Here is a 23,912-nt window from a genome sequence, read left to right on the forward strand (position 1 = left end):
GTCTGTCTTCCGTACAGCAAGCGTACAGCTTTCGTACAGACGCTCGTGAGAGGTAGGGGCGGGGCTCAGCCGGCCTTCTTCATCCCCATCACCCGCGCCCGCGCCCTGGGGTCGGTGTCGAACAGCGCGGCGAGCTGTTCGGTCATCGCGCCCGCCAGTTGCTCGACATCGGTGATCGTCACCGCGCGCTGGTAGTAGCGGGTCACGTCATGGCCGATGCCGATGGCGATCAGTTCCACCGCCTTGCGCTTCTCGACCATCGCGATCACGTCGCGCAGGTGCTTCTCGAGGTAGTTCGCCGGGTTCACCGAGAGCGTCGAATCGTCGACCGGCGCGCCGTCGGAGATCACCATCAGGATCTTGCGCTGCTCGGGCCGCCCGATCATCCGCCGGTGCGCCCATTCCAGCGCCTCGCCGTCGATGTTCTCCTTCAGGAGCCCTTCCTTCATCATCAGCCCGAGGTTGGGCCGGGTCCGCCGCCACGGCGCGTCGGCGGGCTTGTAGATGATGTGGCGCAGATCGTTGAGCCGCCCCGGCTGCGCCGGCCGCCCGGCGGCGAGCCAGCGTTCGCGGTTCTGGCCGCCCTTCCAGGCGCGGGTGGTGAAGCCGAGGATCTCGACCTTGACCTGGCAGCGTTCGAGCGTGCGGGCGAGCACGTCGGCGCAGATCGCCGCGATCGAGATCGGCCGGCCCCGCATCGAGCCGGAATTGTCGATCAGGAGCGTCACGCAGGTGTCGCGGAACTCGGTGTCCTTCTCGACCTTGAACGACAGGGGCGTCGTCGGGTTGGCGACGACGCGGGCGAGGCGGCCGGCGTCGAGGATGCCTTCCTCGCGGTCGAACTCCCAGCTGCGGTTCTGCTGCGCCTGCAGCCGCCGCTGGAGCTTGTTGGCGAGCCGCGAGACCGCGCCCTTCAGCGGTTCGAGCTGCTGGTCGAGATAGGCGCGCAAGCGTTCGAGCTCGGCCGGCTCGGCCAGGTCCTCGGCCTTGATTTCCTCATCGAAATCCGTGGTGTAGACGGAATAGTTCGGGTCGGCATCGGAATGCGGCGGAGGCGGGGGCGGTTCCAGCGGCGCCTCGCCCTCGGGCATCTCGGCCTCGTCTCCGTCCTCCATCTCGGCCATGTCGTCCATGGTGACTTCGGCCTGGGACTGGTCGTCCTGGTCGTCCTGGGACTGCTCGGGGCTGGCTTCCGATTCCTCGGATTGGTCCTCGCCTTCCTCGCTCTCGGGGCTTTCCTGCTCTTCCTCCTGCGCCTCGTCGCCCTCGGATTCGTCCTCCATGTCCGGGTCGTCGCCGAGCTGGTCGCCGTAGCCGAGATCCTTGATCACCTGCCGGGCGAGGCGGGCGAAGGCGGCCTGGTCGGCCAGTACCTCGTCGACATGCTCGAGCGTGCCGCCGGCCTGCTCTTCGATGAAGGGTCGCCAGAGCTCCATCACGTTCTGGGCGCCGCCGGGCATCTTGCGCCCGGTCGCGAGGTGACGGACGAGATAGCCCGCGGCCTGCGCCAAGGGCGCCTCCTGCGCCGAGCGGATCTGGGAATAACCCTTGCGCTCGGCCTCCGCGCCGATCTTGGCGTCGATATTGCCGAGCGTGCCGGGCATGGCCCGCGCGCCCACCGCCTCGCAGCGGGCGGTCTCCATCGCCTCGTAGAGATCGCGCGCCATCTGGCCCTGGGGCAGGTATTTCGCGGCCACCTTGGCGTCGTGGTGGCGGTGGCGGAGCGCGAAGGCGTCGGCCGTGCCGCGCGCGATCAGCACTTCCTCCCGCGTCATCCGGCGCGAGACCTGCGGCAGCCGCATCGTGTCGGCGGTCATGCCCGGCGGATCGACGGAATAGGAAACCGTCAGGTCCGGGTCGTCGGCCATCGTCTTGGTGGCCTCGGCGAGCGCCTTCTTGAACGGATCGGCGGGGTTGTCGGAGCGTTGGGTCATGGTTTTAAGTCAAAAAGCTTTACGCATATTTCTTTGTCTGCCTGCCAATCAGAACTGGCAAACGGGTTTTCGCCATTCTTCCCAAGTTCCTGATAAAACGTATAGTAGCCTGTCAACTTCTCGAGGTAGCCCGTAACGTGAGCCAAAATAAGATCTTCGCCAGATAGTCCCTTTTTTTCTAAAGATATTTTGGAGAATTTCTGGGCTGTCGAGCGCATAGCCTTGTACTTTTCAAGCGTCTGCTCATCCATGGCGTTTCCGCCTAGTTCAATGCTTGAATGGAACAGGGCAGCACATTGATGCGCAATTGCAAACTGCTCGGCGTCGCCGCGTTCTAATATTTGTTTAAGGTGTTCAAACTCGCTTGCAGAAGAGGAATTTGCGAAGATCGCTGAGAAAGCGCCCACCATCACAAGCCCTTTGATCAATCCCGACGACGTCCAGTACATCACCGGATGCTCTGGCTCGCCGCGCTCTCGGGGAGTTCCTCGTCGAAGCAGCGCTGGTAGAACTCGGCCACGGTCTGGCGTTCGAGCTCGTCGCACTTGTTGAGGAAGGTGAGGCGGAAGCCGTAGCCGGTGTTGCGGAAGATCTCGGCGTTCTGGGCCCAGTTGATCACCGTCCGGGGGCTCATCACCGTCGAGAGGTCGCCGTTCATGAAGGCGGTGCGCGTGAGGTCGGCGACGGTCACCATCTGGGAGATCGTCTTGCGGCCCTTCTCGGTGTTGTAATGCGGGTTCTTGGCGAGAACGATGGCGCTTTCGGCGTCGTGCGAAAGGTAGTTCAGCGTCGCCACCATCGACCAGCGGTCCATCTGCGCCTGGTTGATCTGCTGGACGCCGTGGTAGAGCCCGGTCGTGTCGCCGAGGCCCACGGTGTTCGAGGTCGCGAAGAGCCGGAACGAGGGGTGCGGCGTGATGATCTCGTTCTGGTCGAGGAGCGTCAGCTTGCCGTCATGCTCCAGCACCCGCTGGATCACGAACATCACGTCGGCGCGGCCGGCGTCGTATTCGTCGAAGACGATGGCGACGGGGTTGCGGAGCGCCCAGGGCAGGATGCCCTCGTGGAACTCGGTCACCTGCTTGCCGTCGCGGAGCTTGATCGCGTCCTTGCCGATGAGGTCGATCCGGCTGATGTGGCTGTCGAGGTTGACCCGCACGCAGGGCCAGTTGAGATGGGCGGCGACCTGCTCGATATGGGTCGACTTGCCGGTGCCGTGATAGCCCTGGATCATGACGCGCCGGTTGTAGGCGAAGCCCGCGAGGATCGCGAGCGTGGTGTCGGGGTCGAACTTGTAGGTCGGGTCGATCTCCGGCACGCGGTCGGTCTTCTCGGCAAAGCCCTTGACCTTCATCTCGGTGTCGATGCCGAAGACCTCCCGGACGGAGATTTCCTCGGTGGGTTTCGCTATCGTGTCGAGCATCTTGTCCGCCATGTCCTGACCGCGCGTCGGCCCCCGGACGCGCCACGGCGCTTTGATGGAGCATAACGTCCGGGCGTGCAAGAGCGGCGGCGAAATCCGGGCGTCCGATTGCGACATCACGCGATTGCGACCGGGTTTCGCGCAGGTTTTACCGCGTGGGAGGCGGTATCCGGGGCATGATCGGCCGCGACCGGGCAGTAGGGCCAAGGAGAGACGGGATGACGACACGCAGGGGAGCGCTGGCACTCGGCGCGGCGGGGCTGGCTTTCTGGGCCGGTGCCGGGCGGATCACGGCGGCCGAGAGCTTCGAGATCACGCGCAGCGAGGCGGAGTGGAGGAAGCTCCTGACCCCGGCGCAGTACCGGGTCTTGCGCGAGGAGGCGACCGAGCGGGCCTATACGAGCCCGCTCAACGACGAGAAGCGGGCGGGCACCTTTCACTGCGCGGGCTGCGACCTGCCGCTTTACTCGTCGGAAACGAAGTATGACAGCGGCACCGGCTGGCCCTCGTTCTGGGAGCCCTTGCCGGATGCGGTCGGCACGAAGCCGGACTGGGGGCTTCTCGGGCGGCGGACCGAGGTCCATTGCCGCCGCTGCGGCGGCCATCTCGGCCATGTCTTCGACGACGGGCCGAAACCGACCGGCAAGCGCTACTGCATGAACGGGTTGGCGCTGGTGTTCAGGGCGGCGTGAGCGGGGCGCGTTCCGCCTCGCGGCACAGCCAGCGCAGGAAGGTCCGCGCCGCCGCGCGGCCGGCGCCTTCCGCCGTCCGAATGTGGTAGATGCCGTAGCCGGGATCGGCAAAGAACGAGACCAGGGCGCCGCGGCGGATCTCCTCGGCGACGAAGGGCAGGGCGGTGTAGGTCACGCCCTCGCCGCGGCGCAGCGCCTCGATGATCAGGTTGCCCGGCATTTGCGAGACCGGCGGGCGCGCGGCGCCGGCGCCCTTGCGGCTCATCCAGTCCCGGACCTCGCTGGTGCCGAGTTCCTCGAGCCATGGCAGCGCGCCGAGATCCTCGGGCCGCGCGATGCGGCGCCCGGCGAGGAGCGCAGGGGCGGCGACGGCCGCCATGTCGGCGACGAGCACCGCCGTGGCATCCGGCGGCGCCCTTCCGCGCTCGGCGTAGCGGATGGCGACATCGACGCCGCCGGGGCGCGGCTCGATGATCTCCGAGGTCGGGATCAGGGTCAGTGCGATGCCGGGATGGCGGCGGCGGAACCCGGCGAGGCGGGGCATGAGCCAGCAGGTCGCGAAGGCCGGTGACATCGTGATCTCGACCGGACGCTGCCTCTCCGCCCCGGCGAGGCTGGAGACGGCGGCGTGAATGGTGCCGAAGCCCTGGGCAAGCGACCGGGCCAGATCGGCCCCCTCCGGGGTCAGGCCGACGCCGCGGCCGCGCCGCTCGACCAGGGCCGTGCCGAGCCGGTCCTCGAGCGCGCGGACCTGCTGGGTCACCGCCCCGTGCGACACCCCGAGCGCGCGTCCGGCCGCGACGAAACTGCCCGCTTCGGCCAGCGCGGCGAAGGCCCTGAGGCTGTTCAGAGGGGGCAGGTCGCTCCATTGCATCTGTCAGAAATCCTAACAGATGCGCAGAAGATCTGAATCGCTTTTTGACCGTGCCGCTGAAAGCATGGGCCGGGGAACCGATCCGGGGAGGCGGACATGGCTAGGACGATCCACGAGGGCGGCTGCATGTGCGGAGCGGTGCGGTACCGGCTGACGGGGCCGTTCACCTATTCGGCCCATTGCCACTGCCGGTCGTGCCAGCGCGCCGTCGGGGCGGGTGTCGCGACCTACACGGCGGTCGCGCCGGAAAACTTCGCGGTCACGCGCGGCGAGCTGACGGTCTACCGCTCGTCGCCCGGTGTCGAGCGGGGGTTCTGTTCCCGCTGCGGTACCTCGCTGACCTATGCCGGGGAGGACTGGACCGACACCGCGGTCATGTCCGCGACGCTCGACGATCCCGCGGCGGCCGTGCCGACCTCCAACGTCTACCTGGCACACCGGCAGCCCTGGGTCGCGCTGGACAAGCGCCTGAAGGCCTTCGATCGGTTCCCCTGAAACGCCACGCCAAGAAGGAGACGCATCATGGCCAAGACCTACAGCTATGCCTGCGCGGATTATCCCGGGATGGAGTCCTGTCCCGGCAAGGTGACGGCCGCCACCGAAGCCGAAGTCTGGGCGCTGATCGAAACCCATGCGCGCATCGCGCACGGCGAGGATTCCGGGGCCTGGAGCGTCGAGGACCGGCAGCAGATCGCAAACCTGATCGGGACCGCCGACCAGCCCTGAACCGCGACCGGGCCGACGAGGTTGGCAGGGTTGACGTGGGCGCGTGTCGGACCCCCATTGCGCGTCGCGGTAGAGCGGCGTGGCCTGGGCCGCCCGAAGGCATCGGCACGATCGCCGTGGAACGATCGCACCGATGACCCTGCAGGCCAAAAGTTGTCCCTGCCCACAGCCGGACGATCAACGCCGATCGTGGGTCAGGTATTTCAGCGAGCTTGCGTCCTGGTTATCGTTCGACGTGCTCCGGCGCCCGGTGCTGAGCCAGGCCGCGCAGTCCGGGCCGAGCTCCAGAAGCGCCCGGGCCTCGTAGCGCGCGCTTTCCGCCGCGCTCAGGACGGACTGCCAGCGTCCGTTCGTGCCCTTGTTGATGAAGGTCGGCGCGCCGCCCTCCCAGAAGGCGCCGCCGAGCGGCACGACGGATGGCGCATGGGCCTTCATGTAGTCGAAGCTGCAATGCTCGAGGATGGCATCCCAGTTCGCGGGGTCGATCCTGATCCCGAGGAAATCCGCGATCTTGCGGATTTCGCCCGGCATGTCGGCCTTCAGCGCCTCGAAATGCGTGAGATGCACGTTGGGCAGGTGGCGCACCGCCCACCAGGTCCGGATGTTGTCCCAGTAGGGCCAGAAGGGATGACCGTCCCGCCGCATCCAGTCGGTGAAGTAGTCGCGGACCGATGCGGGAGGGCGCCCGATCGCGGGGCCGACGCGGCCCGGCGTGTCGTTCAGCACCTCGTACCAGAAGTCGTTGGCAGTGGCGTGGTGGTTGTACATGCTCCACGCGACGTCGCGCCCGTCGCGGCCGATATAGATGTACCTGGCGCGCGGCGAGAAGACGAGCGCATCGACCGGCAGGTGGGTCTTGATGAAGCGCCGGTGGGTCTGCGCCTCGAGCGCGGCGAGCTTCTCCGCCCGCGCGGGCACGCGGAGGTCGAGCCACGGCGACATGGCGGCCACGTCGAGCCCCTCGGCGCCCGCAAAGATCAACTGGCTGACGATCTGCTGCGTCCAGGTCGTGCCGGACTTGGCGTAGGTCGAGATGACGATGTCGTCGTCGCGGAAACGGAAGTCGTTCCAGATCGTCGAATCCATGTGGTGATTGTGCATTTCCCGTGTCTTCACGGGGTAATAGGGGAAGTGGTAGGTCACGGTGTGTCCTCTCTCGGGGCGATGGCGCGGGCCGCGCCGGATAGAGGTTTTCTGCCGGGCCTGTGCAGAATCGGGAATTCGGGATAATGATGAACCGTTCTGCATTTCTGCAGTGGCCGGCATGTTCGACTGGAACGACGTCCGCCTGTTTCTCGCCGTGGCCGGGGCCGGATCTACCCGTGCCGCCGCGGCAGCACTTCGCCTCAGCCAGACCACGGTCAGTCGGCGGATGGACGTTCTGGAGCACGCTTTGGGGCTCGCGCTGTTCGAGCGGACGCCGCAGGGCTTCCGCCTGACCGAGGAGGGGCGTCTGCTTGCGGCGGCGGCGGAGCCGATGCGGAGCCAGGCCGAGGATCTCGCGCGGCTCGCGAGCGGGTTGAAGCGGACGCTTGCGGGGCAGATCCGCGTCACCGCGCCCGAGGTCGTCTTCAGCCACCTCGTCGCGCCGGTCGTCGCGGAGTTCCGGCGCGACCATCCCGACGTGAAGATCGAATACGACAGTTCGGAGAACGTGCTCGATCTTCTGCGCGGTGAGGCGGATGTCGCCGTCCGCGCATCGGACGGCGGGATCGACGAACGGCTCTGGGGCTTCAGGGTCGCCGATGTCGGCTGGACCGCCTATTGCAGCCACGACTATGCCGCCCGCAATGGCGTTCCCGCTTCGGCAGCGGATCTTGCAAACCACGCCGTCGTGGCCGTCGGCGGGCGGGTGGCGGAACGGCGGGGCTCGCTGTGGTTCATGGCCCATGCCGATCCCGGGCGGGTCGCCGGGGTCTCGAACACGATCATGAACCTCACGGGCGTCCTGCGCGCGGGCGTCGGGGTCGGCGCCTTGCCCTGCTTTCACGGCGACGGCGAGCGCGACCTTCAGCGATGCTTCCCCCCGCCGCCCGAGATGGTCAGCCATCTCTGGCTGATCACGACGCCGGAGAAGCGCCGCGTGCCCCGCGTCGCGGCCTTCATGAAGATGGCGGCCGGGCGGCTCAGGGCGCGGCGGCGCGTGCTGCGCGGCTGAGGGCGGTCAGTCCTTGAAGTTGCGGCTGTCCTTGATCTGGTCCCAGGCCCAGAAAACCTCCTGCAGCCGATCCTCGTCGTCGCGGTTGCCGCCGTTCATGTCGGGATGCAGGTTCCTGACCAGGGACTATTTGCGCTAGTGCATGAACGGGCTCGCGCTCACGTTCCGGCCCGCCTGAGGGCGATCCGTCGCATTGCCGGGCGTGTTTTCTCCTGCTAGCACCGGGACATAGGGGGCGGGGATGCGATGCGGCACGACCTTGCGGATCTGATCGTTTTCGATGCGACCTGCGTCTTCTGCTCGGGCTTCGCCCGCTTCATGCACCGTCACGACCGGGCCGGGCGCTTCCGCTTCGTCACCGCGCAATCGGACCTCGGGCGGGCGCTCTACCTGAGGCACGGGCTCGATCCGGTGGCGATGACGACCAACATCGTGATCGTCGACGGCAGGGCGCATGTGAAGATGCGGGCCTTCGCGGCGGCGATGGCGGCGCTCGGCTGGCCGTGGCGCTGGCTGGCGCTGACGCGCCACCTGCCGGGGGGCGACTGGATCTACGACCGGATCGCCCGGAACCGCTACCGCATCGCCGGCCGGCGCGCCTGCGCCGCGCCGCCCCCCGAATTGCGGGCGCGGCTGATTGACTAGGCCGGTCCTCGTCATCGGCGGCACCGGCGTCTTCGGCTCGCGGCTCTGCATCGCGCTCCTCCGCGAGCCTCAGGTCGAGGTGATCGTCGCCGGGCGCGACCGCGCGGCGGCGGAGCGGTTCGCGGCGCGGCACGGCGGACGGGCGGAGCGGCTGGACCGCGATGCGCCCGATCTCGAGGCGCGGATCGCGGCGCTGCGCCCCGTCGCGGTGATCGACGCGGCCGGTCCGTTCCAGGCCTATGGCGCCGACCCCTACCGGCTGGCGCGGGCGGCGGTCGCGGCGGGGGCGCATTATCTCGACCTCTCGGACGACGCCGCTTTCACCGCCGGAATCGGTGCGCTCGACGTTCCGGCCCGCGCGGCGGGAGTCCAGGTCCTGTCGGGGGTGTCGAGCGTGCCCGCGCTGTCGTCGGCGGTGGTGGAGCATCTCTGCCGGGGCATCGACGACCTGCACCTGATCGACATCGCCATCCTGCCCGGCAACCGCGCGCCGCGGGGCGTTTCGGTCGTGCGCGCGATCCTCGCGCAGGCCGGGCAGCGGATCAGGTTGTGGCGCGGCAGCCGCTGGACCGAGGGCCGCGGCTGGGACCAGCCGGTCGGGATCGCGCTCTTTGCCGGCGAGCGTGCCCGCTGGGCGAGCCTGATCGGCGCGCCGGACCTCTTGCTTTTCCCGGAGCGGTTCCGGGCCCGATCGGTCGTGTTCCGGGCCGGGCTGGAGCTGCGGCTCATGCGCGGCGGGCTGTGGTTCCTGTCACTGCCGGTCCGGGCCGGATTGGTCCGAAACCTCGTGCCGCTTGGCGCGGCGCTGCGCTGGATCGCGGCGCGGCTCGAACCGTTCGGCTCCGACCGGGGCGGGATGCAGGTGGTGGTGGCCGGCATCATGCCCGGCGGCGACGCCGTCCAGCGCGAATGGCGATTGCGCGCCGGTGCCGGCGACGGGCCGCAGGTGCCGACGCTGCCGGCGCGGATCGTGCTGCGGCAACTGCTCGGCGGCGGGGCGCGCCCCGGCGCGCGGCCCTGCTTGGCCGAGTTCGGGGTGCCCGCATTCGCCGCCGAGCTGGCCCGGTCGTCGATCGACATCACGCTCGAGGAGGAGGGCGCGCGCTTCCCGCTGCTGTTCGCGGAGGCGCTGGGCGGCAGCCTTGCGGCGCTGCCGGAGCCGATCCGGGCGCTGCACCGGGTGATCGACCTGCGCCGCTGGGCGGGCCGCGCCGAAGTGGTGCGCGGGCAGGGCCGCCTTGCACGGTTGATCGGATGGGCGATGGGCTTTCCGCCCGCGACGCAGGACTGCGCCGTCAGCGTCGAGATGCAGCGCCGGGGGGCGGGCGAAGTCTGGACGCGAAGCTTCGCCGGACGGCGCTTCCGCTCGCATCTCACGCCCGCCGGTGGACAGGGCCGCGGGATCGTCGAGCGCTTCGGGCCGCTGTCGTTCCATATCGGCCTGACCGCACACGCGGGCCGGCTGGCCTACCCGGTGCTGTCGGGGCGGATCCTCGGGCTCCCGCTCCCGCGCTTACTGCTGCCGGTGAGCGAGACGCTGGAAGGCGTCGACGCGCAGGGCCGGGCCACCTTCGACGTCGCCCTGTCGCACCCGCTTTCCGGGCCGATCGTGCGCTATCGCGGCTGGCTGGTTCCGGACGACGACCCGCTCAGTCTTTGAAGTTGCGGCTGTCCTTGATCTGGTCCCAGGCCCAGACAACCTCCTGCAGCCGATCCTCGTCCGAGCGGTCACCGCCGTTCATGTCGGGATGCAGGTCCTTTACGAGGCTCTTGTACTGCTTGCGGATCTCGACCTTGGTCCAGCTGTCCTTGGCCTCGAGGATCTCGAGCGCCTTGCGCTCGGTCGGCGGCAGCTTGCGGCCCACCGTGGCGCGGCCGGGGTTCTGGGTGGCATTGGCGCCGAGGATCTCCATCGGATCCTCGATGCCGAGCCGTGCCCACGCGCGGTCCTCGGTGCCCTTCTTGGCGAAGGGCTTGGTCTCGCGGCCCCAGACCCGGTCCTTGTCGAGGAACTTCTGGAACTCGTCGTCGGTGGTGCCCTGGAAGAAGTTCCACTTCAGATTGTATTCGCGGATGTGTTCCTTGCAGAACCAGAAATAGTCGTCGAGCTGGTCGGGCGACTTCGGCGCACGGTACTGGCCGGTTTCGGTGCAGCCGGCATGTTCGCATTCGCGGCTCGAGGTCTCGAAGGCGCCGGACATGCCGCGACGGCCCTTGGTGCGCTTCTTCTTGTCGGAAGCGGCCGAAATGTCGAAACCGAAGGGGTCGGGTCTGGTCATGGTGTCTTCGTCTATTGCCTTTCCGACTCGGGGTGCCAATTCTAGGACATTTCGCGGCGCTTTGAAGGGGGCAGGTAAAAAAATGGCGGTTAGGGCGGAAATCCACGCGCGGCTCGAGGCGGCCTTCGCGCCGGAGCGGCTCGAGGTCATCGACGAGAGTGAGAGCCATCGCGGCCATGCCGGCTGGCGCGAGGGCGGCGAGACCCATTTCCGCGTGGTGATCCGCGCCCCGGCCTTCGAGGGCATGGGCCGGGTCGCACGGCACCGGGCGGTCCATGCCGCGATCGGGCCCGAACTTGTCGGCCGGATTCACGCGCTGGCGATCGACGTCGCGGGCTAGACCGCCCTCACCGAAAGGCGCGGCGCCGGGGCCGGACGGCTCCCCTCCCCTTCGTGGGGAGGGGATGGGGGTGGGGGCGGGCCCCCCCCCCCCCCCCCCCCCCCCCCCCGGGGGGGGGGGGGGGGGGGGGGGGGGCCCCCCCCGGCCCCCCCCTCCCTCTCCCTCCCCCACGAGGGGGGAGGGAAGCGCCAGGGTCCGGCGGGGGCGGTTCAGCCGAAGGCGAGGACGGCGAAGACCACTGCGAGCGTCGACGCGCCGAGCATCAGCGGCGAGAGCAGGCGGGCGAGGGCGGCGACCTCGGGGCCGGGTCTCAGCGCCCGGACCTGAAACGTCAGCATCGCCCCGGTCAGGACCACCGCCGCGGCGATCTTGAGCCAGAAGAAGAGCCCGAGTGTCAGGCCGGCGGCCTCGGCGCGGGTGGCGAGCGCGATCCCGGTGGCCCAGAGCACGAGGACCGCGAGGAAGCCCGCGCGGCTGATCCGAAGCGCGATCCGGCCGCCGAGCGCGGGGTCGGCCTTGGCGGCGGTCCAGCGCACGATCAGCGTGGCGACTCCGCCGCCGAGCCCGACCGAGAGCGCAAGCAGGTGGACGATCTTCAGGATCGCGATCATGGGCGCCTCCAGCATCTGTGGAGCGCGAGTATCGCCGTGAAACGGCGCGGACACAATCGCTTGGGTGGCGTCAGTCGCGCTTGGCGTCGCTGCCCGGCGCGCGCGCCTCGCCCTCGTGGCGCAGGCGCGGCGCCCGGCCGGTGGGCGCGTCGACCGCGAGGAGCCGGCGCGGCGCCTCCTCGGCTTGCTTTTCGCCGCGCGGGCGGCGGAAGACGAGGACCGAGTGGTAGACCGTGGTGCGGCGGGTGATGCCGGCGCGCTCCTCCGACGGCAGCGTGTCGGCGCGGACATATTCCCAGCCGTCGCGGGCGAGGTCGTTCATCAGCTGCGCCAGCGCATGGGCGAAGCGGTCGCCCGGCGTCTTGAGCCCCGGCGCCTTCTCGCCCCGGTTGGGAGCGGGGACGACCTTGTATTCGAAAGTCTGCATCTGGGCCTCTTCGCACCTCGGGCGGGACCCGCGCCACTTAGCCGAAGCGGGGCATTTCGGCAAGGGTGACGGCGAGGCAGGCGGCGGGGCATCGGCGGAAATCCTCGCAGGAAAGTCCGGTAACCGACTGAAAACAATCGCTGTCGCGCCGTCGGGGGCGGGTCATTCCGGGTGTCCGGGGCGGTCTCCGACCACGCGGCAGCGCATCAGGTGAAAAGCCTTGGCGAGCCCGGCCTTGTGAAGCGCGGCGCCGAGGTTCGGGCTGACGAAGAAGCCGACCCTGATACTCTCATCGCCCCAGATATCGGCACCTTCGAGCGCGTTCGGAGTGACCGCGATGTCATCGTCCTTTGCCCAGAGTTCGGGCCTGAACCCATGCTGGGGATGTCCATGGATATTTCGGCTCTCCTCGACATTCAGCGCATTCTTCTTCGCGCCGAAATTCAGCGCCCAGAACTGCCCCGGCACCGGCGTCACCCCGTCGCGCCGCACCAGCTCCAGCGGATAGAGCCCGCCACCGCCCAGATCATGGGTGCGCAGCACCGCCGCAGCCTTTTCGGTCACGCAGAGGAAGCCGTTCAGTTTGAACAGGTGCGGAAGCCGCGTCACCTTGCGGCCGACATCTTCGACCGCCCGCTGCGGCAGAAGGTTGGGGTCCAGATGCCCCCCTCCCCCGTGGAACATGGCGTTGTTCGAACGCTGTAATGCGGGGACTACGCGATCTTCCATCTCGAACCACGCGGTTATCTGCGATTTCTGCGGCGCCACGCTCAGCCAGACGGTCTCGGTCATCGTCACTCTCCCCGCAGCCGGATCCGGTGTCCGGTTCCCGGTCTGTGACCGAAGGAGCGGGCGAAAGTGTGGCACGCGGGCCGGAAATCCGGCCCGGCTTGGCGGGGAGGGGGCTCTGCTGCTGGGGTAAGGGGGCGGCGCCGGACGTGGGTCTCGGGCGGGGACGTCACGGGGGCAGGCGGCGCGCGTCTCAGACGATGCGGCAACGCATCAGGTGAAAGGCCTTGGCGAGCCCGGCCTTGTGAAGCGCGGCGCCGAGTTTCGGGCTGACGAAGAAGCCGGTATCCACCAGCTCGTCGCCCCAGATATCGGCACCTTCGAGCGCGTTCGGAGTGACCGCGATGTCATCGTCCTTTGCCCAGAGTTCGGGCCTGAACCCATGCTGGGGATGTCCATGGATATTTCGGCTCTCCTCGACATTCAGCGCATTCTTCTTCGCGCCGAAATTCAGCGCCCAGAACTGCCCCGGCACCGGCGTCACCCCGTCGCGCCGCACCAGCTCCAGCGGATAGAGCCCGCCACCGCCCAGATCATGGGTGCGCAGCACCGCCGCAGCCTTTTCGGTCACGCAGAGGAAGCCGTTCAGTTTGAACAGGTGCGGAAGCCGCGTCACCTTGCGGCCGACATCTTCGACCGCCCGCTGCGGCAGAAGGTTGGGGTCCAGATGCCCCCCTCCCCCGTGGAACATGGCGTTGTTCGAACGCTGTAATGCGGGGACTACGCGATCTTCCATCTCGAACCACGCGGTTATCTGCGATTTCTGCGGCGCCACGCTCAGCCAGACGGTCTCGGTCATCGTCACTCTCCCGGTGCCGGATCCGGTGTCCGGTTCCCGGTCTGTGACCGAAGGAGCGGGCGAAAGTGTGGCGCGCGGGCCGGAAATCCGGCCCGGCTTGACGGGGAGTGTCGCCGGGATGCGGGGGCTGGCTCGGGCTCAGAGCCCGAGCTTTTTCGCCACCAGCTCGTTGACCGTGGCCGGGTTGGCCTTGCCGCCGGTGGCTTTCAGGACCTGGCCGACGAACCAGCCGGCGAGCTTCGGGTTGGCCCGCGCCTTTTCCACCTGCGCGGGGTTGGCGGCGATCACCTCGTCCACGGCGGCCTCGATGGCGCCGGTGTCGGTGACCTGCTTCATGCCGTGCTTGGCCGCGACCTCGGCGGGGTCGCCGCCCTCGGTCCAGAGGATCTCGAAGAGGTCCTTGGCCATCTTGCCGGAGATCTCGCCCTTGGCCATGAGGTCGAGGACGCCGCCGAGCTGAGCCGCCGAGATCGGGCTTTCGGCGATGGCGTGGCCTTCCTTGTTGAGGCGGCCGAAAAGCTCGTTGATGACCCAGTTCGCGGCCTGCTTGCCGTCGCGGCCCTTGGCCACCGCCTCGAAGAAGGCGGCGTTCTCGACTTCCGCCGTCAGCACGTTGGCGTCGTATTCGGTCATGCCGTAGTCATTCACGAACCGCGCCTTCTTGGCGTCGGGAAGCTCCGGCATCGACTTCGCGATGTCGTCGACCCAGTCCTGCTCGATCTCGAGCGGCAGGAGGTCGGGGCAGGGGAAGTAGCGGTAGTCATGCGCCTCTTCCTTCGAGCGCATCGAGCGGGTCTCGCCCTTGTCGGGGTCGTAAAGGCGGGTTTCCTGCACGACCTTGCCGCCGTCCTCGATGATGGCGATCTGGCGGCGCGCCTCGAATTCAATGGCTTGCTGGATGAACCTCATGGAGTTCATGTTCTTGATCTCGCAGCGCGTGCCGAGATGCGAGAAGTCCTGCGTGGCCTGGTATTTCTCGTAATCGCCCGGCCGGCAGACCGAGACGTTGACGTCGGCGCGGAGGTTGCCGTTCTGCATGTTGCCGTCGCAGGTGCCGAGGTAGCGCATGATCTGGCGGAGCTTGCCGACGTAAGCCGCCGCCTCCTCCGGCCCCCGGATGTCGGGGCGCGAGACGATCTCCATCAGCGCGACACCGGTGCGGTTGAGGTCGACGAAGGACATGGTCGGGTCGAGGTCGTGGATCGACTTGCCGGCATCCTGTTCGAGGTGGATGCGCTCGATCCGGACGCGGCGGGCGATCCCCGGCCCCATGTCGACGATCACCTCGCCCTCGCCGACGATCGGGTGGTAGAGCTGCGAAATCTGGTAGCCCTGCGGCAGGTCGGGGTAGAAGTAGTTCTTGCGGTCGAAGGCGGAACGCAGGTTGATCGCGGCCTTGAGGCCAAGGCCGGTCTTGACCGCCTGGGCGACGCAGAACTCGTTGATGACGGGCAGCATGCCGGGCATGGCGGCGTCGACGAAGGCGACGTTGGAGTTCGGCTCGGCGCCGAACTCGGTCGAGGCGCCGGAGAAGAGCTTGGCCTTCGAGGAGACCTGGGCGTGGACTTCGAGGCCGATCACCAGCTCCCAGTCCTCCTTGGCGCCGGAAATCACCTTGGGTTTCGGGGTCTCAAAGGTCAGGTCGAGCATGGGCTTGGTCCTTCGGCTGTCCGGCCCGCTTTCTAAGGGAGCGGGCCGGGGCCGGCAAGGGTTTGCGTGGCCGGAGTCAGGCGGCGATCGCCTTGTCGGTCTCGCGCAGCTTGCCAAGCGAGAGGAGGTGGAAAGCGATGAAGATCGGCACGAAGAAGGCCGGGAAGAGGCCGAGCGGCCAGGCGTTGATGATGTTCGGCGCGTTATGGGAGAAGAGCTGGAACATGCCGTCGGAGGTGGTGACACCCATCAGGACGGCGACGGCGAAATCGGCAAGCCCGATGACGTTGGCGCGGATCACCTTGGCGCGGGCATCCGCCTCGACCCGGGTCACGGCGCGCATCGCCCGGTAGCCGGCGACCCCGGCCCAGATATCGCCGAGCCCGGCGGGCAGCGCGAATTGCCACGGGATGACGCCGGCGGCCCAGCCGAGAAGGAAGATCCCGCCCATCACGCGGAAGGACTGGAAGCCGATGAGGACCTCCTGGCCCATCGTGTCGGTGATCCGGCGCCCGGTCGCCGTCGCCCGCGCCAGCGCCCAGAGGAAGAGCGCGCCGCCCGTGAGGATCATCAGGATGTAGGGCGGTTCAAGGGCGGTGGCGGGCGGGTCGAGGAGGCCGTTCGCGGCGAGCTGGGCAGCGCCGGCCGACCAGAGACCGAGCGCGACGGCGACGGCAAGGGCGGCGCCGACGACGCGGCCGTGCGGCAGGCCGGCCTCATGGGCGTGGAGCGAGACGAAGGCAGTCACCGCCGCCGGCAGGAGGACGGCGAAGCTGCGGACATAGGTGTCGAGGATGAGGTCGATCATGGCGGGATCCTTTCGATTGAATACAAAAAATATAGTGACTATTTAAATAATAGTAAATTCCGGATCCGTAACGAGAGTGTTATCCTCCGCCGATGAAACGAGCCGCACGCGACAACTGCCCGATCCTCAGGGCCACCAACATCGTCGGCGACCAGTGGTCGCTCCTGATCCTCCGCGAGTTCTTTCTCGAGGGAAACCGGCGCTTTGCCGACCTTCAGGCCGAGCTCGGCCTGTCGCCCAACACGCTTTCGGCGCGGCTGAAGAAGCTCGAGGAGGCAGGGCTCGTTGCGCGCGAGGTCTATTCGCAGCACCCGCCGCGCGCGGACTACGCGCTGACCGAGAAGGGCCGGGCGTTCGGGCCGGTGATGCAGGCGCTCTACGACTGGGGCGAGGACCATACCCCGCCGGTGGTTTCCGGCTAGCGCAGGCCGCGGGCGGCGGCTTCGGCTTCGAAATCGGCCGCCGCCGCGGCGAAGGGCGCGAGATCCCAGGCGAGTTGCCGGAAGGCGCCGTGGCGGTCGGCGAAGTCGAAGCGCCAGGTGCCGCCGGCGCGCAGGCGGGCGTAGAGTTCGGCCGCCTCGGCGCCGGTGAAGATGCAGTTCCCGCCCGCGAGGCAGCCGGCGCGGGTCGCGGTCCAGACCGTCGCGCCGCCGGTCTCGATGCGGTGGCCGTCCTTGGCGAAGCGGGTGCCGGGCTCGGAGCCGTATTCGATCCGCAGGTCCGCGCCCTCGGGTGTCACGAAGAGAAAATGCGCGGCGAAGGCGGGCCGGTGCGAGAAGACCTCCACATAGCGGATGTAACAGCGCCGGTGCATGGATGCGCCCTCCTGCCGTTCGTCGCAGACCGAGTCCCAGAGACCGAAATGGCGGTGGTGGGTGACGACCCAGTCGCCCGGCGTGTTGCGGCCGGCGCGGTCCTGTGCTGCGGCCGTGGCGGCGAGCAGCGCAAGGACGAGGGCGGCGGCGGGGCGGCGCATCGGGCCTCCTTTCGGCTCCTATCCATAGCCGCCGTGGCGGTCACGGCGGGATCACGTTGCGGCGAGCGCCCGGTCCCGCCGAGACCGATTCGAAGGGGGAGAATCGCGGCGCTGGCAGAAGCCGGCACGGCGGAGCGCAAGCATCCACAGGCGCCGCGATGGCGCGGGGCCTTTACGCGGGACGGCGCGGGCGGCGCCGGGAGGCGCGGAAAGTCCAATGAGGCTTGGCCCGGATACGCCTTCGCGACGGAGGGCTGCGGAGTGGGGTGCCGGGCGAAGCAGGGGAATTCAGGCGGTTATCCGCCGATGCTCATGCGCTGCGGTTGCACGGCCCGGCGATCCGGGCATTCTCCCCGGCGCCGGCGCGAGGGTCCGGTGCAACATGGCTGCCGATCCGATGGCATCGTTCCCGCCCCTGGCCCGCCCGCTGGCCTTCGTTCTCGCCCTGCTCCCGGCTGCCTGCGTGGAGTCCGGCGGCACGGTCGATCAGGCCGCGTTCCTCCCGGCGATGCGCTGGGACCACCGGCCAGAGGCAGCGGAATGGACCGCGGCGACGCTCGAGGCGCTGAGGGCGGAGGGGGCGATTCTCGCCTCGACGGTACCGGCCGATATCGAGACCTTCTGCCCGAACTACGTCGAGGCGACGATGCCCGAGCGTCGGGCGTTCTGGGCCGGCCTCTTTTCGGCGCTGGCCAAGCATGAGAGCACCTGGAACCCCAAGGCCAAGGGCGGCGGCGGCCAGTGGATCGGCCTGATGCAGATCGCGCCGCAGACCGCGCGGGCCTATGACTGCGACGCGGCCGATACGGCCGGGCTGACCGATGGCGGTGCGAACCTCGCCTGCGCGGTCAAGATCGCGGCGCGCCAGGTCGGGCGCGACGGGGCCATCGTCTCGGACGGCACCGGCGGCTGGCGCGGCGTGGCGCGCGACTGGGCGCCGATGCGCTCGGCCGCGAAACGCGCCGACATGGCGCAGTGGACCAGCCAGCAGAGCTATTGCGGGAATACCGACGCCTGAGGCGGCGCGTTTCGGTCAGCAGGCCTCGGTCGGAATGCCGCGGCGCATGAATTCGCGGATCAGCCGCTTCGGATCGAGATCCTCGACCCCCGAAAGCGTGATCGCGCGGCCGCCGCGCAGGGTCAGGGTGCAGACCGTGCGGCCCTCGGGGCTGCGCGAGATCGTGACGCCGACGAGGTCGGTGAGCGCGGCGCTCTCGGTACCCCTCTCGGTGAACCAGTCGATCCGGGTCTGGCCGAGCCGGAATCCGGTGGCCGGGTTAAGGATCAACCGGCGCAGGACCAGCGCGAGATACACCGCTGCGAGACCAAGGGTCAGCGCGCCGAACTCGTACTTCACGGCCGCATAGGCCGCGGCCATGCCGATGCCGAGCGCAAGATAAGTCCGGGGGCGCCGCCCCTGGCTGCGTTTCATAAAGGACTCGATTGGCAACGTCAGACTCCACCCACCACGAACCAAGCATATCACAGTGAAAGGGCGTGGCGTATGGCGGCATTCCTGACCTTTTGCGACATTCCGCTACGTAAACAGTAATATTTGCTGGTCAGGATTGGTGCCGGAATCATCACCAATCGGAACCGGGCCGCCGCGCGTCGCGCGCGATTCGCGGCTCAGCGCCCGCCGTTGATGTCGAACACCGTTCCGGTGACCCGGGAGGCCTCGTCCGAGGCGAGCCAGACGATGGCCTTTGCGATCTCGTCCGGCCGGCCGAGGCGGTCCACCGCGACCGTCTCGGCGGGGGCGCCGGACTCGACCCTTCCCGGGCGGATCGAGACGACGCGGATGCCCTCGGCCGCGACCTCCTCGGCGAGGCCCTTCGTCAGGATGTCGAGCCCGGCCTTGGCCGAGGCGTAGTCGACATAGTGCCCGGCCGCGCCGTGCCGGGCGGCGACCGAGGAGACGTTGACGATGACGCCGCCCTCGCCGCCATGCCGGGTCGACATGCACCGCGCGGCGAGGCCCGCGAGCAGGAAGGGCGCGGTGAGGTTGACGGCGAACATGCGGGTGAGCCGCGCGGGCGTGATCTCCTCGACACGGGCGGCGGCATCGGTGATGCCGGCATTGTTGACCAGCGCGTCAAGGCGCGGGAAGGCCGCGCCGCAGGCTGCCATCAGCTCCTGCGGCGCCATCGGTTCGGCGAGGTCGGCCTGCAGAACTTCAGCCCGGCCGCCGGCCTCAGCCACGGCTCGGGCGGTGGCCTCGGCACCGGCGCGGTTCCGGTGGCAGTGGACCGCGACGTCCCAGCCCGCCTTCGCCATCAGCCGGGCGGTTTCCTGCCCGATCCCGTCCGCGGCGCCGGTGACCAGCGCGACCTTACGCATCGGCACCGAGGATCCGGGTCACCATCTCGCGGGTGTCGCGCGACAGGCTCGGGTGGTGGAGGATGCGGGATAGCTCGGCCCGGATCAGCGCCTTTCGGTCGGCGTCGTAGCGGGCCCAGGTCTCGAAGGCGGTGGACATGCGGGCGGTGATCTGCGGATTGACCGGGTCGAGCTTCAGGAGCCAGTCGGCATAGAAGCGGTAGGCAGCACCCGAGGCGTCGTGGAAGCCCGCGTGGTTGGCGCCGAGCGCGCCTAAGAGCGCGCGGAACCGGTTGGGGTTTTTCCAGTCGAAATCGGGATGTGCCGCGAGCCGCTCGGCGGTCGCGGCGGTCTTGTCAGGGGCGGCATGGAGGAGCTGGATCATGAACCACTTGTCGATGACGAGGCGGTTTTCGTGCCAGCGCTCGTAGAAGGCGTTCGTCGCCGCCTCGCCGCGCCCGGCCTCGATCAGGCAGGCGAGCGCGCCGGCACTCTCGGTCATGTTGCCGGCGTCGTTGTAGAGCGCCGCCGCGCGGTCGCCGCCGTCGATCCGGTTCAGGAGAGCGAGGCAGGCGAGGCGGAGCGCCCGGCGGCCCGCCGAGGCGGCGTCGGGCGAGAAGGCGCCGGGCGTCGCCATCGCCGCGTAGGTCGCGGCGAGCGGGGTTTCGAGCCGCCGGGCGATGGCGGTGGCGAGGCGCTTGCGTTGGCCGTGGATATGGGCGGGATCGGGCGCGCGGCCGGCATCGTGCAGCGTCTGGGCGAGGTCGTCCTCGGACGGCAGCCGCAGGCAGAGCGCGCGGAAGGCGGGGTCGAGCGTCTCATCGGCGAGAAGCCGGCCGAGGGCGTCGATGAAGCCGCCGTCGGGGTCGGTCCCGTCGGCGATCATCGTGATCAGCACGTCCTTGGCGAGCGCGCGGCCCGCCTCCCACCGGTTGAAGGGATCGGTGTCATGGGCGAGGAGGAAGGCGCGCTCGGCCGGTTCCACCGCGCGGTCGAGCACTACCGGGGCGGAAAAGCCGCGCAGGAGCGAGGGCACGGGCCGCGCGGCGAGGCCGTCGAAGCGGAAGCTCTGCGTCGCCTTGGTCATCTCGAGCACGGTGGTGGGCACGACCTCGTCGCCGTTGGGGTTGAGAAGGCCGACCGCGATCGGGATCACGCGCGGCGCCTTGACGTCCTGGCCGGGCGTCGGCGCTGTCTTCTGGGTGAAGGTGAGCGTGTAGGCGCCGTCCTGCCAGTCCTCCGTGACCGCGAGCCGCGGGGTGCCGGCATCGGTGTACCAGCGCTTGAACTGCGCAAGATCCCGTCCGGTCGCGTCCTCGAACACCTTGAGCCAGTCCTCGATCGTGGCGGCATCGCCGTCGTGGCGGTCGAAATAGAGGTCGAGCGCGCGGCGATATCCGTCCTCGCCGACGAGGCGCTTGAGCATGCCGATGACCTCGGCGCCCTTCTCGTAGACGGTCGCGGTGTAGAAATTGTTGATCTCGAAATAGCTGTCGGGTCGAACCGGATGGGCAAGGGGGCCCATGTCCTCGCGGAACTGGCGGGCGCGGAGCGTCAGCACGTCGTCGATCCGCTTCACCGGCGCGGAGCGCATGTCGGAGGTGAACTCCTGGTCGCGAAAGACCGTCAGCCCCTCTTTCAGGCAGAGCTGGAACCAGTCCCGGCAGGTGATGCGGTTGCCGGTCCAGTTGTGGAAGTACTCGTGGGCGATCACCCCCTCGATACGTTCGAAATCTGCATCTGTGGCGGTCTCAGGGCTCGCCAGGACGAGTTTTGAGTTGAAAATGTTCAACCCCTTGTTCTCCATCGCGCCCATGTTGAAGTCGTCGACGGCGACGATGTTGAAGACGTCGAGGTCGTATTCGCGCCCGTAGGCCTCCTCGTCCCACTTCATCGAGCGGATCAGGCTGTCCATCGCGTAGGGGCAGCGGTCCTGGTCGCCGTCGCGGACCCAGATCGCGAGATCGACCTCCCTGCCCGACATCGTGGTGAAGCTGTCGCGCACCGCGGCGAGGTCGCCCGCGACGAGGGCGAAGAGATAAGCGGGCTTCGGCCAGGGATCGGTCCACTCGGCCCAGCCCTCGCCCTCGGCGGTCGGGTTGCCGTTCGACAGAAGCACCGGCAGGTCCGACTCGATCCGCACCTTGAAGGGCGCCATCACGTCGGGGCGGTCCGGGTAGAAGGTGATTTTGCGGAAACCCTCGGCCTCGCACTGGGTGCAGTACATGCCGCCCGACATGTAGAGCCCTTCGAGCGCGGTGTTACCCTTGGGGTCGATCTCGACCTCGGCCTCCCAGGTGAAGGGGCCCTGGGGCAGCGCGGCGGCGGGAACCGTGAGGCCCGCGCCGTCGATCGTGGGCGAGAGCGGGCGGCCGTCGACCGCGGCCGAGATCAGCGTCAGCGTCTCGCCGTCGAGGCGCAGGTCGTGGCGGCCGGGGCGCTCAGGGTTGGGCGCGAAGCCGATCTTCGCGATGACGCGCGTCGCCGCGGGCGCGAGGCGGAAGGTCAGCTCGACCCCGGTCACGGTGAAGGGGTAGGGCTGGTACTCGGCAAGCAGCGTCGGCTGCGGCGCGGCGTCTTTCATGGGGCACTCCGGCAGGACTTTGCGCGGACGTTAGGCCTTCCCTTCGGGCGCCGCAACCGGTGCCCGGCTTGCCCCGACGTAGGCCGCGAGCTTTCCGAGCGTCTCCTGACCAAGCTCCACCGCGCCGAAGCCCTTCGCCGCGTCATATTCCGCCGTTGTCGCGAAGATCATTGTCAGCGTGACGGTGGTGCGGCCGCCGTGATCCTCGAACCGGACGCTCGCGTCGGCATGTTTCGGGCCGTTCTCGCCCCAGTGCAAGGTGTAGTCGATCCGGGCGAGGGGGACGTGGCGGGTGTAGCGGTGGTGGTTGGGATAGACGGTGCCGTCCGGCCCGATCATGTCGAAGACCCATTCGCCGCCCTCGCGGAGGTCGATGCGCGTGGTGCGGCAGGAAAAGCCGTTCGGCCCCCACCATTCCGGCAGGGCCGCGGGATCGGTCCAGGCGGCCCAGACCGTGCCGAGGGGCGCTGCGATGTCGCGTTCGAGGACCATCGTGCGCCCGGAGAGCCGTGCCAGGTTGTCGAGACCGGCGCCGAAGCCCTGCCGGTAGCCGGTCTCCATGTCCTCGGCCGCCGAGGAGAGCTGAACCGTCACCCGAAGGCGGCTGCCGTCAGCCTCGGGCGCGATTTCCGCCGTGACGAGCGCGGTCGAGAGGGTGTGACCGCCGGATTGCAGGACCTCGTAGTTGACGCTGTGGCGCGGCGGCGCGAGCAGGAGCCAGCCGACCTCGCAGCGGATGTCGGGCTGCCCTTTGGCGCGGCAGAGGGATATCTCGCGGCCGCCGACGCGGGTGTCGGCCTGAAGGAAGTCGACGGTCACCTCCGCGCTCGGGGCGGCCCACATGGCGCGCATGGAGGGGTCGGTCCAGGCCTGCCATAGCGTGGCTGGCGGCGCGGCCACCTTGCGTTCGAACGCAAGGGTCGAAAAGCGGGCCGGGACGGTCATGTCATCAGCCCCTGCGCGTAGGCTTCGAGCTGGTCAGCGACGGTGCCCCAGCCCTCGTGAAAGCCCATCGCCTTGTGCGCCTCGGCCTTCTCGGCCGAGCGGTGGCGGGCGATGGCGGTGTAGGTCGTGCGGCCGTCGCCGGCGTCCTCGAAAAGCACGATGGCGGTCATGAACGGGTCCGGCGCGGGCTTCCAGCCTTCGGTGTAGCCGTCCGTGAAGACGAGCTTTTCATTCTCGATCACCTCGAGATAGACGCCGTTGTTCTGCATCTCCTGCCCGTCGACCTCGAAGGTCGTCTCGAAAGTGCCGCCGGTGCGGGGGTCGAGGCGGCAGCGGATGACGCGATGCGGGCGCGGCACGAAGAAATGTGGCAGGTGCCGCTCCTCGGTCCAGCATTCGAAGAGAAGCTCGCGCGGGGCGGCGAGTGTGCGGGTCAGGACGAGGTCGAGATCAGGATCGAGGTCAAGGTTCATCGCGCTTTTCCTGCATGAGGGTCTGGACATAGGCATCGAAGCGGTCGAGCCGGCCTTCCCAGAGCGCCCGCTGCTCGTCGAGCCACGAGCGCACCGGCGTGAAGGCGCCGGGGACGAGGGTCACGGTGCGGCTGCGGCCGTGCTTCGCGGTTTCGACGAGGCCCGAGGTTTCGAGCTTGCGGACATGGCCGAGGAACGAGGGCAGCGCCATGTCGAACGGGGCGGCGAGCTCGGTGACGGTGGCGGGGCCGCGCGCCAGCCGTTCGAGGATCGCCCGGCGGGTGGGGTCGCCGAGCGCCTGGAACAGGAGGTCGAGCTGGCCCGGGGAGAGGTTCATCTGCGCCCTAATACTTAGTCACGCACCTAAGTATCTCCGGGCCCGCGAGTCGCGCAAGAGAAACTTATGCAGGTGCCTAAGTGTTTTTGGGGTTCGCAAACAAAGGCGGCCCGCTCTGCGATA

At 68.7% G+C, this 23,912-nt stretch carries 28 protein-coding genes and 1 pseudogene; 9 read left to right on the forward strand and 20 right to left on the reverse strand.

Going from position 1 to position 23,912, the window contains the following annotated elements; translation table 11 throughout:
- Positions 1-65: 65 nt before the first annotated feature.
- From cobT to cobS, 3 genes are read right to left on the reverse strand one after another with little or no spacing between them, the layout of a single operon-like run.
- Positions 66-1,934: a cobaltochelatase subunit CobT gene (gene cobT / locus OEZ60_RS06795; RefSeq protein WP_263334460.1), complete on the reverse strand. Its 1,869-nt coding sequence runs from the start codon at positions 1,932-1,934 to the stop codon at positions 66-68.
- A complete protein-coding gene (locus tag OEZ60_RS06800) occupies positions 1,931-2,383 on the reverse strand; it encodes a hypothetical protein (protein ID WP_263334462.1) in 453 nt (150 codons plus the stop codon). Before OEZ60_RS06800 ends, cobT begins: the two co-directional genes overlap by 4 nt.
- Positions 2,383-3,369, reverse strand: a complete 987-nt coding sequence (gene cobS / locus OEZ60_RS06805; protein WP_263334464.1) for a cobaltochelatase subunit CobS — start codon at positions 3,367-3,369, stop codon at positions 2,383-2,385. Before cobS ends, OEZ60_RS06800 begins: the two co-directional genes overlap by 1 nt.
- Positions 3,370-3,575: 206 nt before the next feature.
- Between cobS and msrB the strand changes: the two genes are divergently transcribed.
- Positions 3,576-4,049 (forward strand): peptide-methionine (R)-S-oxide reductase MsrB, encoded by a 474-nt coding sequence (gene msrB / locus OEZ60_RS06810; RefSeq protein WP_263334466.1) that lies wholly within the window; start codon positions 3,576-3,578, stop codon positions 4,047-4,049.
- Here the strand turns inward: msrB and OEZ60_RS06815 are convergent.
- Positions 4,036-4,923, reverse strand: coding sequence for a LysR substrate-binding domain-containing protein (locus tag OEZ60_RS06815; RefSeq protein WP_263334467.1), 888 nt, complete (start codon positions 4,921-4,923; stop codon positions 4,036-4,038). The two genes, msrB and OEZ60_RS06815, sit on opposite strands and share 14 nt — an antisense overlap.
- A 96-nt stretch (positions 4,924-5,019) precedes the next feature.
- Here OEZ60_RS06815 and OEZ60_RS06820 point away from each other — a divergent pair, with 96 nt between their 5' ends.
- Complete coding sequence (locus tag OEZ60_RS06820; protein ID WP_263334469.1) at positions 5,020-5,418, forward strand: GFA family protein; 399 nt, start codon at positions 5,020-5,022, stop codon at positions 5,416-5,418.
- A gap of 27 nt (positions 5,419-5,445) precedes the next feature.
- Positions 5,446-5,649: a DUF1059 domain-containing protein gene (locus OEZ60_RS06825; protein WP_263334471.1), complete on the forward strand. Its 204-nt coding sequence runs from the start codon at positions 5,446-5,448 to the stop codon at positions 5,647-5,649.
- 177 nt (positions 5,650-5,826) lie between these two features.
- Here the strand turns inward: OEZ60_RS06825 and OEZ60_RS06830 are convergent, their stop codons facing one another.
- Positions 5,827-6,792: a sulfotransferase domain-containing protein gene (locus OEZ60_RS06830; RefSeq protein WP_263334472.1), complete on the reverse strand. Its 966-nt coding sequence runs from the start codon at positions 6,790-6,792 to the stop codon at positions 5,827-5,829.
- A gap of 121 nt (positions 6,793-6,913) precedes the next feature.
- On the opposite strand from OEZ60_RS06830, the gene OEZ60_RS06835 reads away from it, so the two are divergent.
- Entirely contained in the window at positions 6,914-7,807 is an 894-nt protein-coding gene (locus OEZ60_RS06835) for a LysR family transcriptional regulator (protein ID WP_263334474.1), read from the forward strand.
- Between the two features lie 6 nt (positions 7,808-7,813).
- Here OEZ60_RS06835 and OEZ60_RS06840 read toward each other — a convergent pair.
- A pseudogene (locus OEZ60_RS06840) lies at positions 7,814-7,933 on the reverse strand (molecular chaperone DnaJ); the annotation flags it as partial.
- Positions 7,934-8,053: 120 nt separating this feature from the next.
- Between OEZ60_RS06840 and OEZ60_RS06845 the strand changes: the two are divergent.
- Positions 8,054-8,452, forward strand: a complete 399-nt coding sequence (locus OEZ60_RS06845; protein WP_263334476.1) for a thiol-disulfide oxidoreductase DCC family protein — start codon at positions 8,054-8,056, stop codon at positions 8,450-8,452.
- Positions 8,445-10,112, forward strand: a complete 1,668-nt coding sequence (locus OEZ60_RS06850) for an SDR family oxidoreductase (RefSeq protein ID WP_263334478.1) — start codon at positions 8,445-8,447, stop codon at positions 10,110-10,112. Before OEZ60_RS06845 ends, OEZ60_RS06850 begins: the two co-directional genes overlap by 8 nt.
- Here OEZ60_RS06850 and OEZ60_RS06855 read toward each other — a convergent pair.
- The gene (locus tag OEZ60_RS06855; protein WP_263334480.1) at positions 10,102-10,731 is read right to left on the reverse strand and encodes a J domain-containing protein; all 630 of its coding nucleotides are present in this window, start codon (positions 10,729-10,731) and stop codon (positions 10,102-10,104) included. The genes OEZ60_RS06850 and OEZ60_RS06855 overlap by 11 nt on opposite strands.
- Before the next feature lie 82 nt (positions 10,732-10,813).
- Here OEZ60_RS06855 and OEZ60_RS06860 point away from each other — a divergent pair, with 82 nt between their 5' ends.
- Positions 10,814-11,071: a BolA family protein gene (locus tag OEZ60_RS06860; RefSeq protein ID WP_263334481.1), complete on the forward strand. Its 258-nt coding sequence runs from the start codon at positions 10,814-10,816 to the stop codon at positions 11,069-11,071.
- A gap of 209 nt (positions 11,072-11,280) precedes the next feature.
- On the opposite strand, the gene OEZ60_RS06865 is transcribed toward OEZ60_RS06860, so the two are convergent.
- The 6 genes from OEZ60_RS06865 to OEZ60_RS06890 form a co-directional block, all read right to left on the reverse strand.
- On the reverse strand, positions 11,281-11,682 hold the full coding sequence (locus OEZ60_RS06865) for a hypothetical protein (RefSeq protein WP_263334483.1): 402 nt from the start codon (positions 11,680-11,682) through the stop codon (positions 11,281-11,283).
- A gap of 70 nt (positions 11,683-11,752) precedes the next feature.
- Positions 11,753-12,109, reverse strand: a complete 357-nt coding sequence (locus OEZ60_RS06870) for a DUF4177 domain-containing protein (protein WP_263334485.1) — start codon at positions 12,107-12,109, stop codon at positions 11,753-11,755.
- A gap of 162 nt (positions 12,110-12,271) precedes the next feature.
- Positions 12,272-12,901, reverse strand: coding sequence for an imm11 family protein (locus tag OEZ60_RS06875; RefSeq protein ID WP_263334487.1), 630 nt, complete (start codon positions 12,899-12,901; stop codon positions 12,272-12,274).
- Between the two features lie 190 nt (positions 12,902-13,091).
- Positions 13,092-13,697, reverse strand: coding sequence for an imm11 family protein (locus OEZ60_RS06880; protein WP_263334489.1), 606 nt, complete (start codon positions 13,695-13,697; stop codon positions 13,092-13,094).
- A 138-nt stretch (positions 13,698-13,835) separates the two neighbouring features.
- On the reverse strand, positions 13,836-15,347 hold the full coding sequence (gene gatB / locus OEZ60_RS06885; protein ID WP_263334490.1) for an Asp-tRNA(Asn)/Glu-tRNA(Gln) amidotransferase subunit GatB: 1,512 nt from the start codon (positions 15,345-15,347) through the stop codon (positions 13,836-13,838).
- 76 nt (positions 15,348-15,423) lie between these two features.
- The gene (locus tag OEZ60_RS06890; protein WP_263334492.1) at positions 15,424-16,155 is read right to left on the reverse strand and encodes a hypothetical protein; all 732 of its coding nucleotides are present in this window, start codon (positions 16,153-16,155) and stop codon (positions 15,424-15,426) included.
- A 92-nt stretch (positions 16,156-16,247) separates the two neighbouring features.
- Between OEZ60_RS06890 and OEZ60_RS06895 the strand changes: the two genes are divergently transcribed.
- Positions 16,248-16,577 carry a winged helix-turn-helix transcriptional regulator gene (locus tag OEZ60_RS06895; RefSeq protein ID WP_263334494.1) on the forward strand — a complete coding sequence of 110 codons (330 nt, stop codon included), beginning with the start codon at positions 16,248-16,250 and terminating at the stop codon, positions 16,575-16,577.
- Here OEZ60_RS06895 and OEZ60_RS06900 read toward each other — a convergent pair.
- Positions 16,574-17,131, reverse strand: a complete 558-nt coding sequence (locus OEZ60_RS06900; protein WP_263334496.1) for a hypothetical protein — start codon at positions 17,129-17,131, stop codon at positions 16,574-16,576. The genes OEZ60_RS06895 and OEZ60_RS06900 overlap by 4 nt on opposite strands.
- 382 nt (positions 17,132-17,513) lie before the next feature.
- Between OEZ60_RS06900 and OEZ60_RS06905 the strand changes: the two genes are divergently transcribed.
- Positions 17,514-18,149, forward strand: a complete 636-nt coding sequence (locus tag OEZ60_RS06905; protein WP_263334499.1) for a lytic transglycosylase domain-containing protein — start codon at positions 17,514-17,516, stop codon at positions 18,147-18,149.
- 15 nt (positions 18,150-18,164) lie between these two features.
- On the opposite strand, the gene OEZ60_RS06910 is transcribed toward OEZ60_RS06905, so the two are convergent.
- The 6 genes from OEZ60_RS06910 to OEZ60_RS06935 all read right to left on the reverse strand — a co-directional run bounded on the left by OEZ60_RS06910 (position 18,165) and on the right by OEZ60_RS06935 (position 23,789).
- Positions 18,165-18,563, reverse strand: coding sequence for a hypothetical protein (locus OEZ60_RS06910; protein ID WP_263334501.1), 399 nt, complete (start codon positions 18,561-18,563; stop codon positions 18,165-18,167).
- Between the two features lie 197 nt (positions 18,564-18,760).
- Positions 18,761-19,471: an SDR family NAD(P)-dependent oxidoreductase gene (locus tag OEZ60_RS06915; RefSeq protein WP_263334637.1), complete on the reverse strand. Its 711-nt coding sequence runs from the start codon at positions 19,469-19,471 to the stop codon at positions 18,761-18,763.
- Entirely contained in the window at positions 19,464-22,034 is a 2,571-nt protein-coding gene (gene pepN / locus OEZ60_RS06920) for an aminopeptidase N (RefSeq protein WP_263334503.1), read from the reverse strand. The genes OEZ60_RS06915 and pepN overlap by 8 nt, the downstream gene beginning before the upstream one ends.
- 30 nt (positions 22,035-22,064) lie before the next feature.
- A complete protein-coding gene (locus tag OEZ60_RS06925; protein WP_263334505.1) occupies positions 22,065-22,979 on the reverse strand; it encodes an SRPBCC family protein in 915 nt (304 codons plus the stop codon).
- Positions 22,976-23,452: an SRPBCC family protein gene (locus OEZ60_RS06930; protein ID WP_263334506.1), complete on the reverse strand. Its 477-nt coding sequence runs from the start codon at positions 23,450-23,452 to the stop codon at positions 22,976-22,978. The genes OEZ60_RS06925 and OEZ60_RS06930 overlap by 4 nt, the downstream gene beginning before the upstream one ends.
- Positions 23,442-23,789: an ArsR/SmtB family transcription factor gene (locus OEZ60_RS06935; RefSeq protein WP_263334508.1), complete on the reverse strand. Its 348-nt coding sequence runs from the start codon at positions 23,787-23,789 to the stop codon at positions 23,442-23,444. Before OEZ60_RS06935 ends, OEZ60_RS06930 begins: the two co-directional genes overlap by 11 nt.
- Positions 23,790-23,912 lie beyond the last annotated feature (123 nt).

Origin of the sequence: Albidovulum salinarum (genome assembly GCF_025673475.1) — a bacterium.
In the GTDB taxonomy this organism is placed as follows: Bacteria; Pseudomonadota; Alphaproteobacteria; order Rhodobacterales; family Rhodobacteraceae; genus Albidovulum; species Albidovulum salinarum.

Bases quoted from the DNA above. Each gene is read 5' to 3' on its own strand.
- cobT (WP_263334460.1), bottom strand. From the start codon at position 1,934: ATGACCCAACGCTCCGACAACCCCGCCGATCCGTTCAAGAAGGCGCTC.
- OEZ60_RS06800 (WP_263334462.1), bottom strand. From the start codon at position 2,383: ATGTACTGGACGTCGTCGGGATTGATCAAAGGGCTTGTGATGGTGGGC.
- cobS (WP_263334464.1), bottom strand. From the start codon at position 3,369: ATGGCGGACAAGATGCTCGACACGATAGCGAAACCCACCGAGGAAATC.
- msrB (WP_263334466.1), top strand. From the start codon at position 3,576: ATGACGACACGCAGGGGAGCGCTGGCACTCGGCGCGGCGGGGCTGGCT.
- OEZ60_RS06815 (WP_263334467.1), bottom strand. From the start codon at position 4,923: ATGCAATGGAGCGACCTGCCCCCTCTGAACAGCCTCAGGGCCTTCGCC.
- OEZ60_RS06820 (WP_263334469.1), top strand. From the start codon at position 5,020: ATGGCTAGGACGATCCACGAGGGCGGCTGCATGTGCGGAGCGGTGCGG.
- OEZ60_RS06825 (WP_263334471.1), top strand. From the start codon at position 5,446: ATGGCCAAGACCTACAGCTATGCCTGCGCGGATTATCCCGGGATGGAG.
- OEZ60_RS06835 (WP_263334474.1), top strand. From the start codon at position 6,914: ATGTTCGACTGGAACGACGTCCGCCTGTTTCTCGCCGTGGCCGGGGCC.
- OEZ60_RS06845 (WP_263334476.1), top strand. From the start codon at position 8,054: ATGCGGCACGACCTTGCGGATCTGATCGTTTTCGATGCGACCTGCGTC.
- OEZ60_RS06855 (WP_263334480.1), bottom strand. From the start codon at position 10,731: ATGACCAGACCCGACCCCTTCGGTTTCGACATTTCGGCCGCTTCCGAC.
- OEZ60_RS06860 (WP_263334481.1), top strand. From the start codon at position 10,814: ATGGCGGTTAGGGCGGAAATCCACGCGCGGCTCGAGGCGGCCTTCGCG.
- OEZ60_RS06865 (WP_263334483.1), bottom strand. From the start codon at position 11,682: ATGATCGCGATCCTGAAGATCGTCCACCTGCTTGCGCTCTCGGTCGGG.
- OEZ60_RS06870 (WP_263334485.1), bottom strand. From the start codon at position 12,109: ATGCAGACTTTCGAATACAAGGTCGTCCCCGCTCCCAACCGGGGCGAG.
- OEZ60_RS06875 (WP_263334487.1), bottom strand. From the start codon at position 12,901: ATGACCGAGACCGTCTGGCTGAGCGTGGCGCCGCAGAAATCGCAGATA.
- OEZ60_RS06880 (WP_263334489.1), bottom strand. From the start codon at position 13,697: ATGACCGAGACCGTCTGGCTGAGCGTGGCGCCGCAGAAATCGCAGATA.
- gatB (WP_263334490.1), bottom strand. From the start codon at position 15,347: ATGCTCGACCTGACCTTTGAGACCCCGAAACCCAAGGTGATTTCCGGC.
- OEZ60_RS06890 (WP_263334492.1), bottom strand. From the start codon at position 16,155: ATGATCGACCTCATCCTCGACACCTATGTCCGCAGCTTCGCCGTCCTC.
- OEZ60_RS06895 (WP_263334494.1), top strand. From the start codon at position 16,248: ATGAAACGAGCCGCACGCGACAACTGCCCGATCCTCAGGGCCACCAAC.
- OEZ60_RS06900 (WP_263334496.1), bottom strand. From the start codon at position 17,131: ATGCGCCGCCCCGCCGCCGCCCTCGTCCTTGCGCTGCTCGCCGCCACG.
- OEZ60_RS06905 (WP_263334499.1), top strand. From the start codon at position 17,514: ATGGCTGCCGATCCGATGGCATCGTTCCCGCCCCTGGCCCGCCCGCTG.
- OEZ60_RS06910 (WP_263334501.1), bottom strand. From the start codon at position 18,563: ATGAAACGCAGCCAGGGGCGGCGCCCCCGGACTTATCTTGCGCTCGGC.
- OEZ60_RS06915 (WP_263334637.1), bottom strand. From the start codon at position 19,471: ATGCGTAAGGTCGCGCTGGTCACCGGCGCCGCGGACGGGATCGGGCAG.
- pepN (WP_263334503.1), bottom strand. From the start codon at position 22,034: ATGAAAGACGCCGCGCCGCAGCCGACGCTGCTTGCCGAGTACCAGCCC.
- OEZ60_RS06925 (WP_263334505.1), bottom strand. From the start codon at position 22,979: ATGACCGTCCCGGCCCGCTTTTCGACCCTTGCGTTCGAACGCAAGGTG.
- OEZ60_RS06930 (WP_263334506.1), bottom strand. From the start codon at position 23,452: ATGAACCTTGACCTCGATCCTGATCTCGACCTCGTCCTGACCCGCACA.
- OEZ60_RS06935 (WP_263334508.1), bottom strand. From the start codon at position 23,789: ATGAACCTCTCCCCGGGCCAGCTCGACCTCCTGTTCCAGGCGCTCGGC.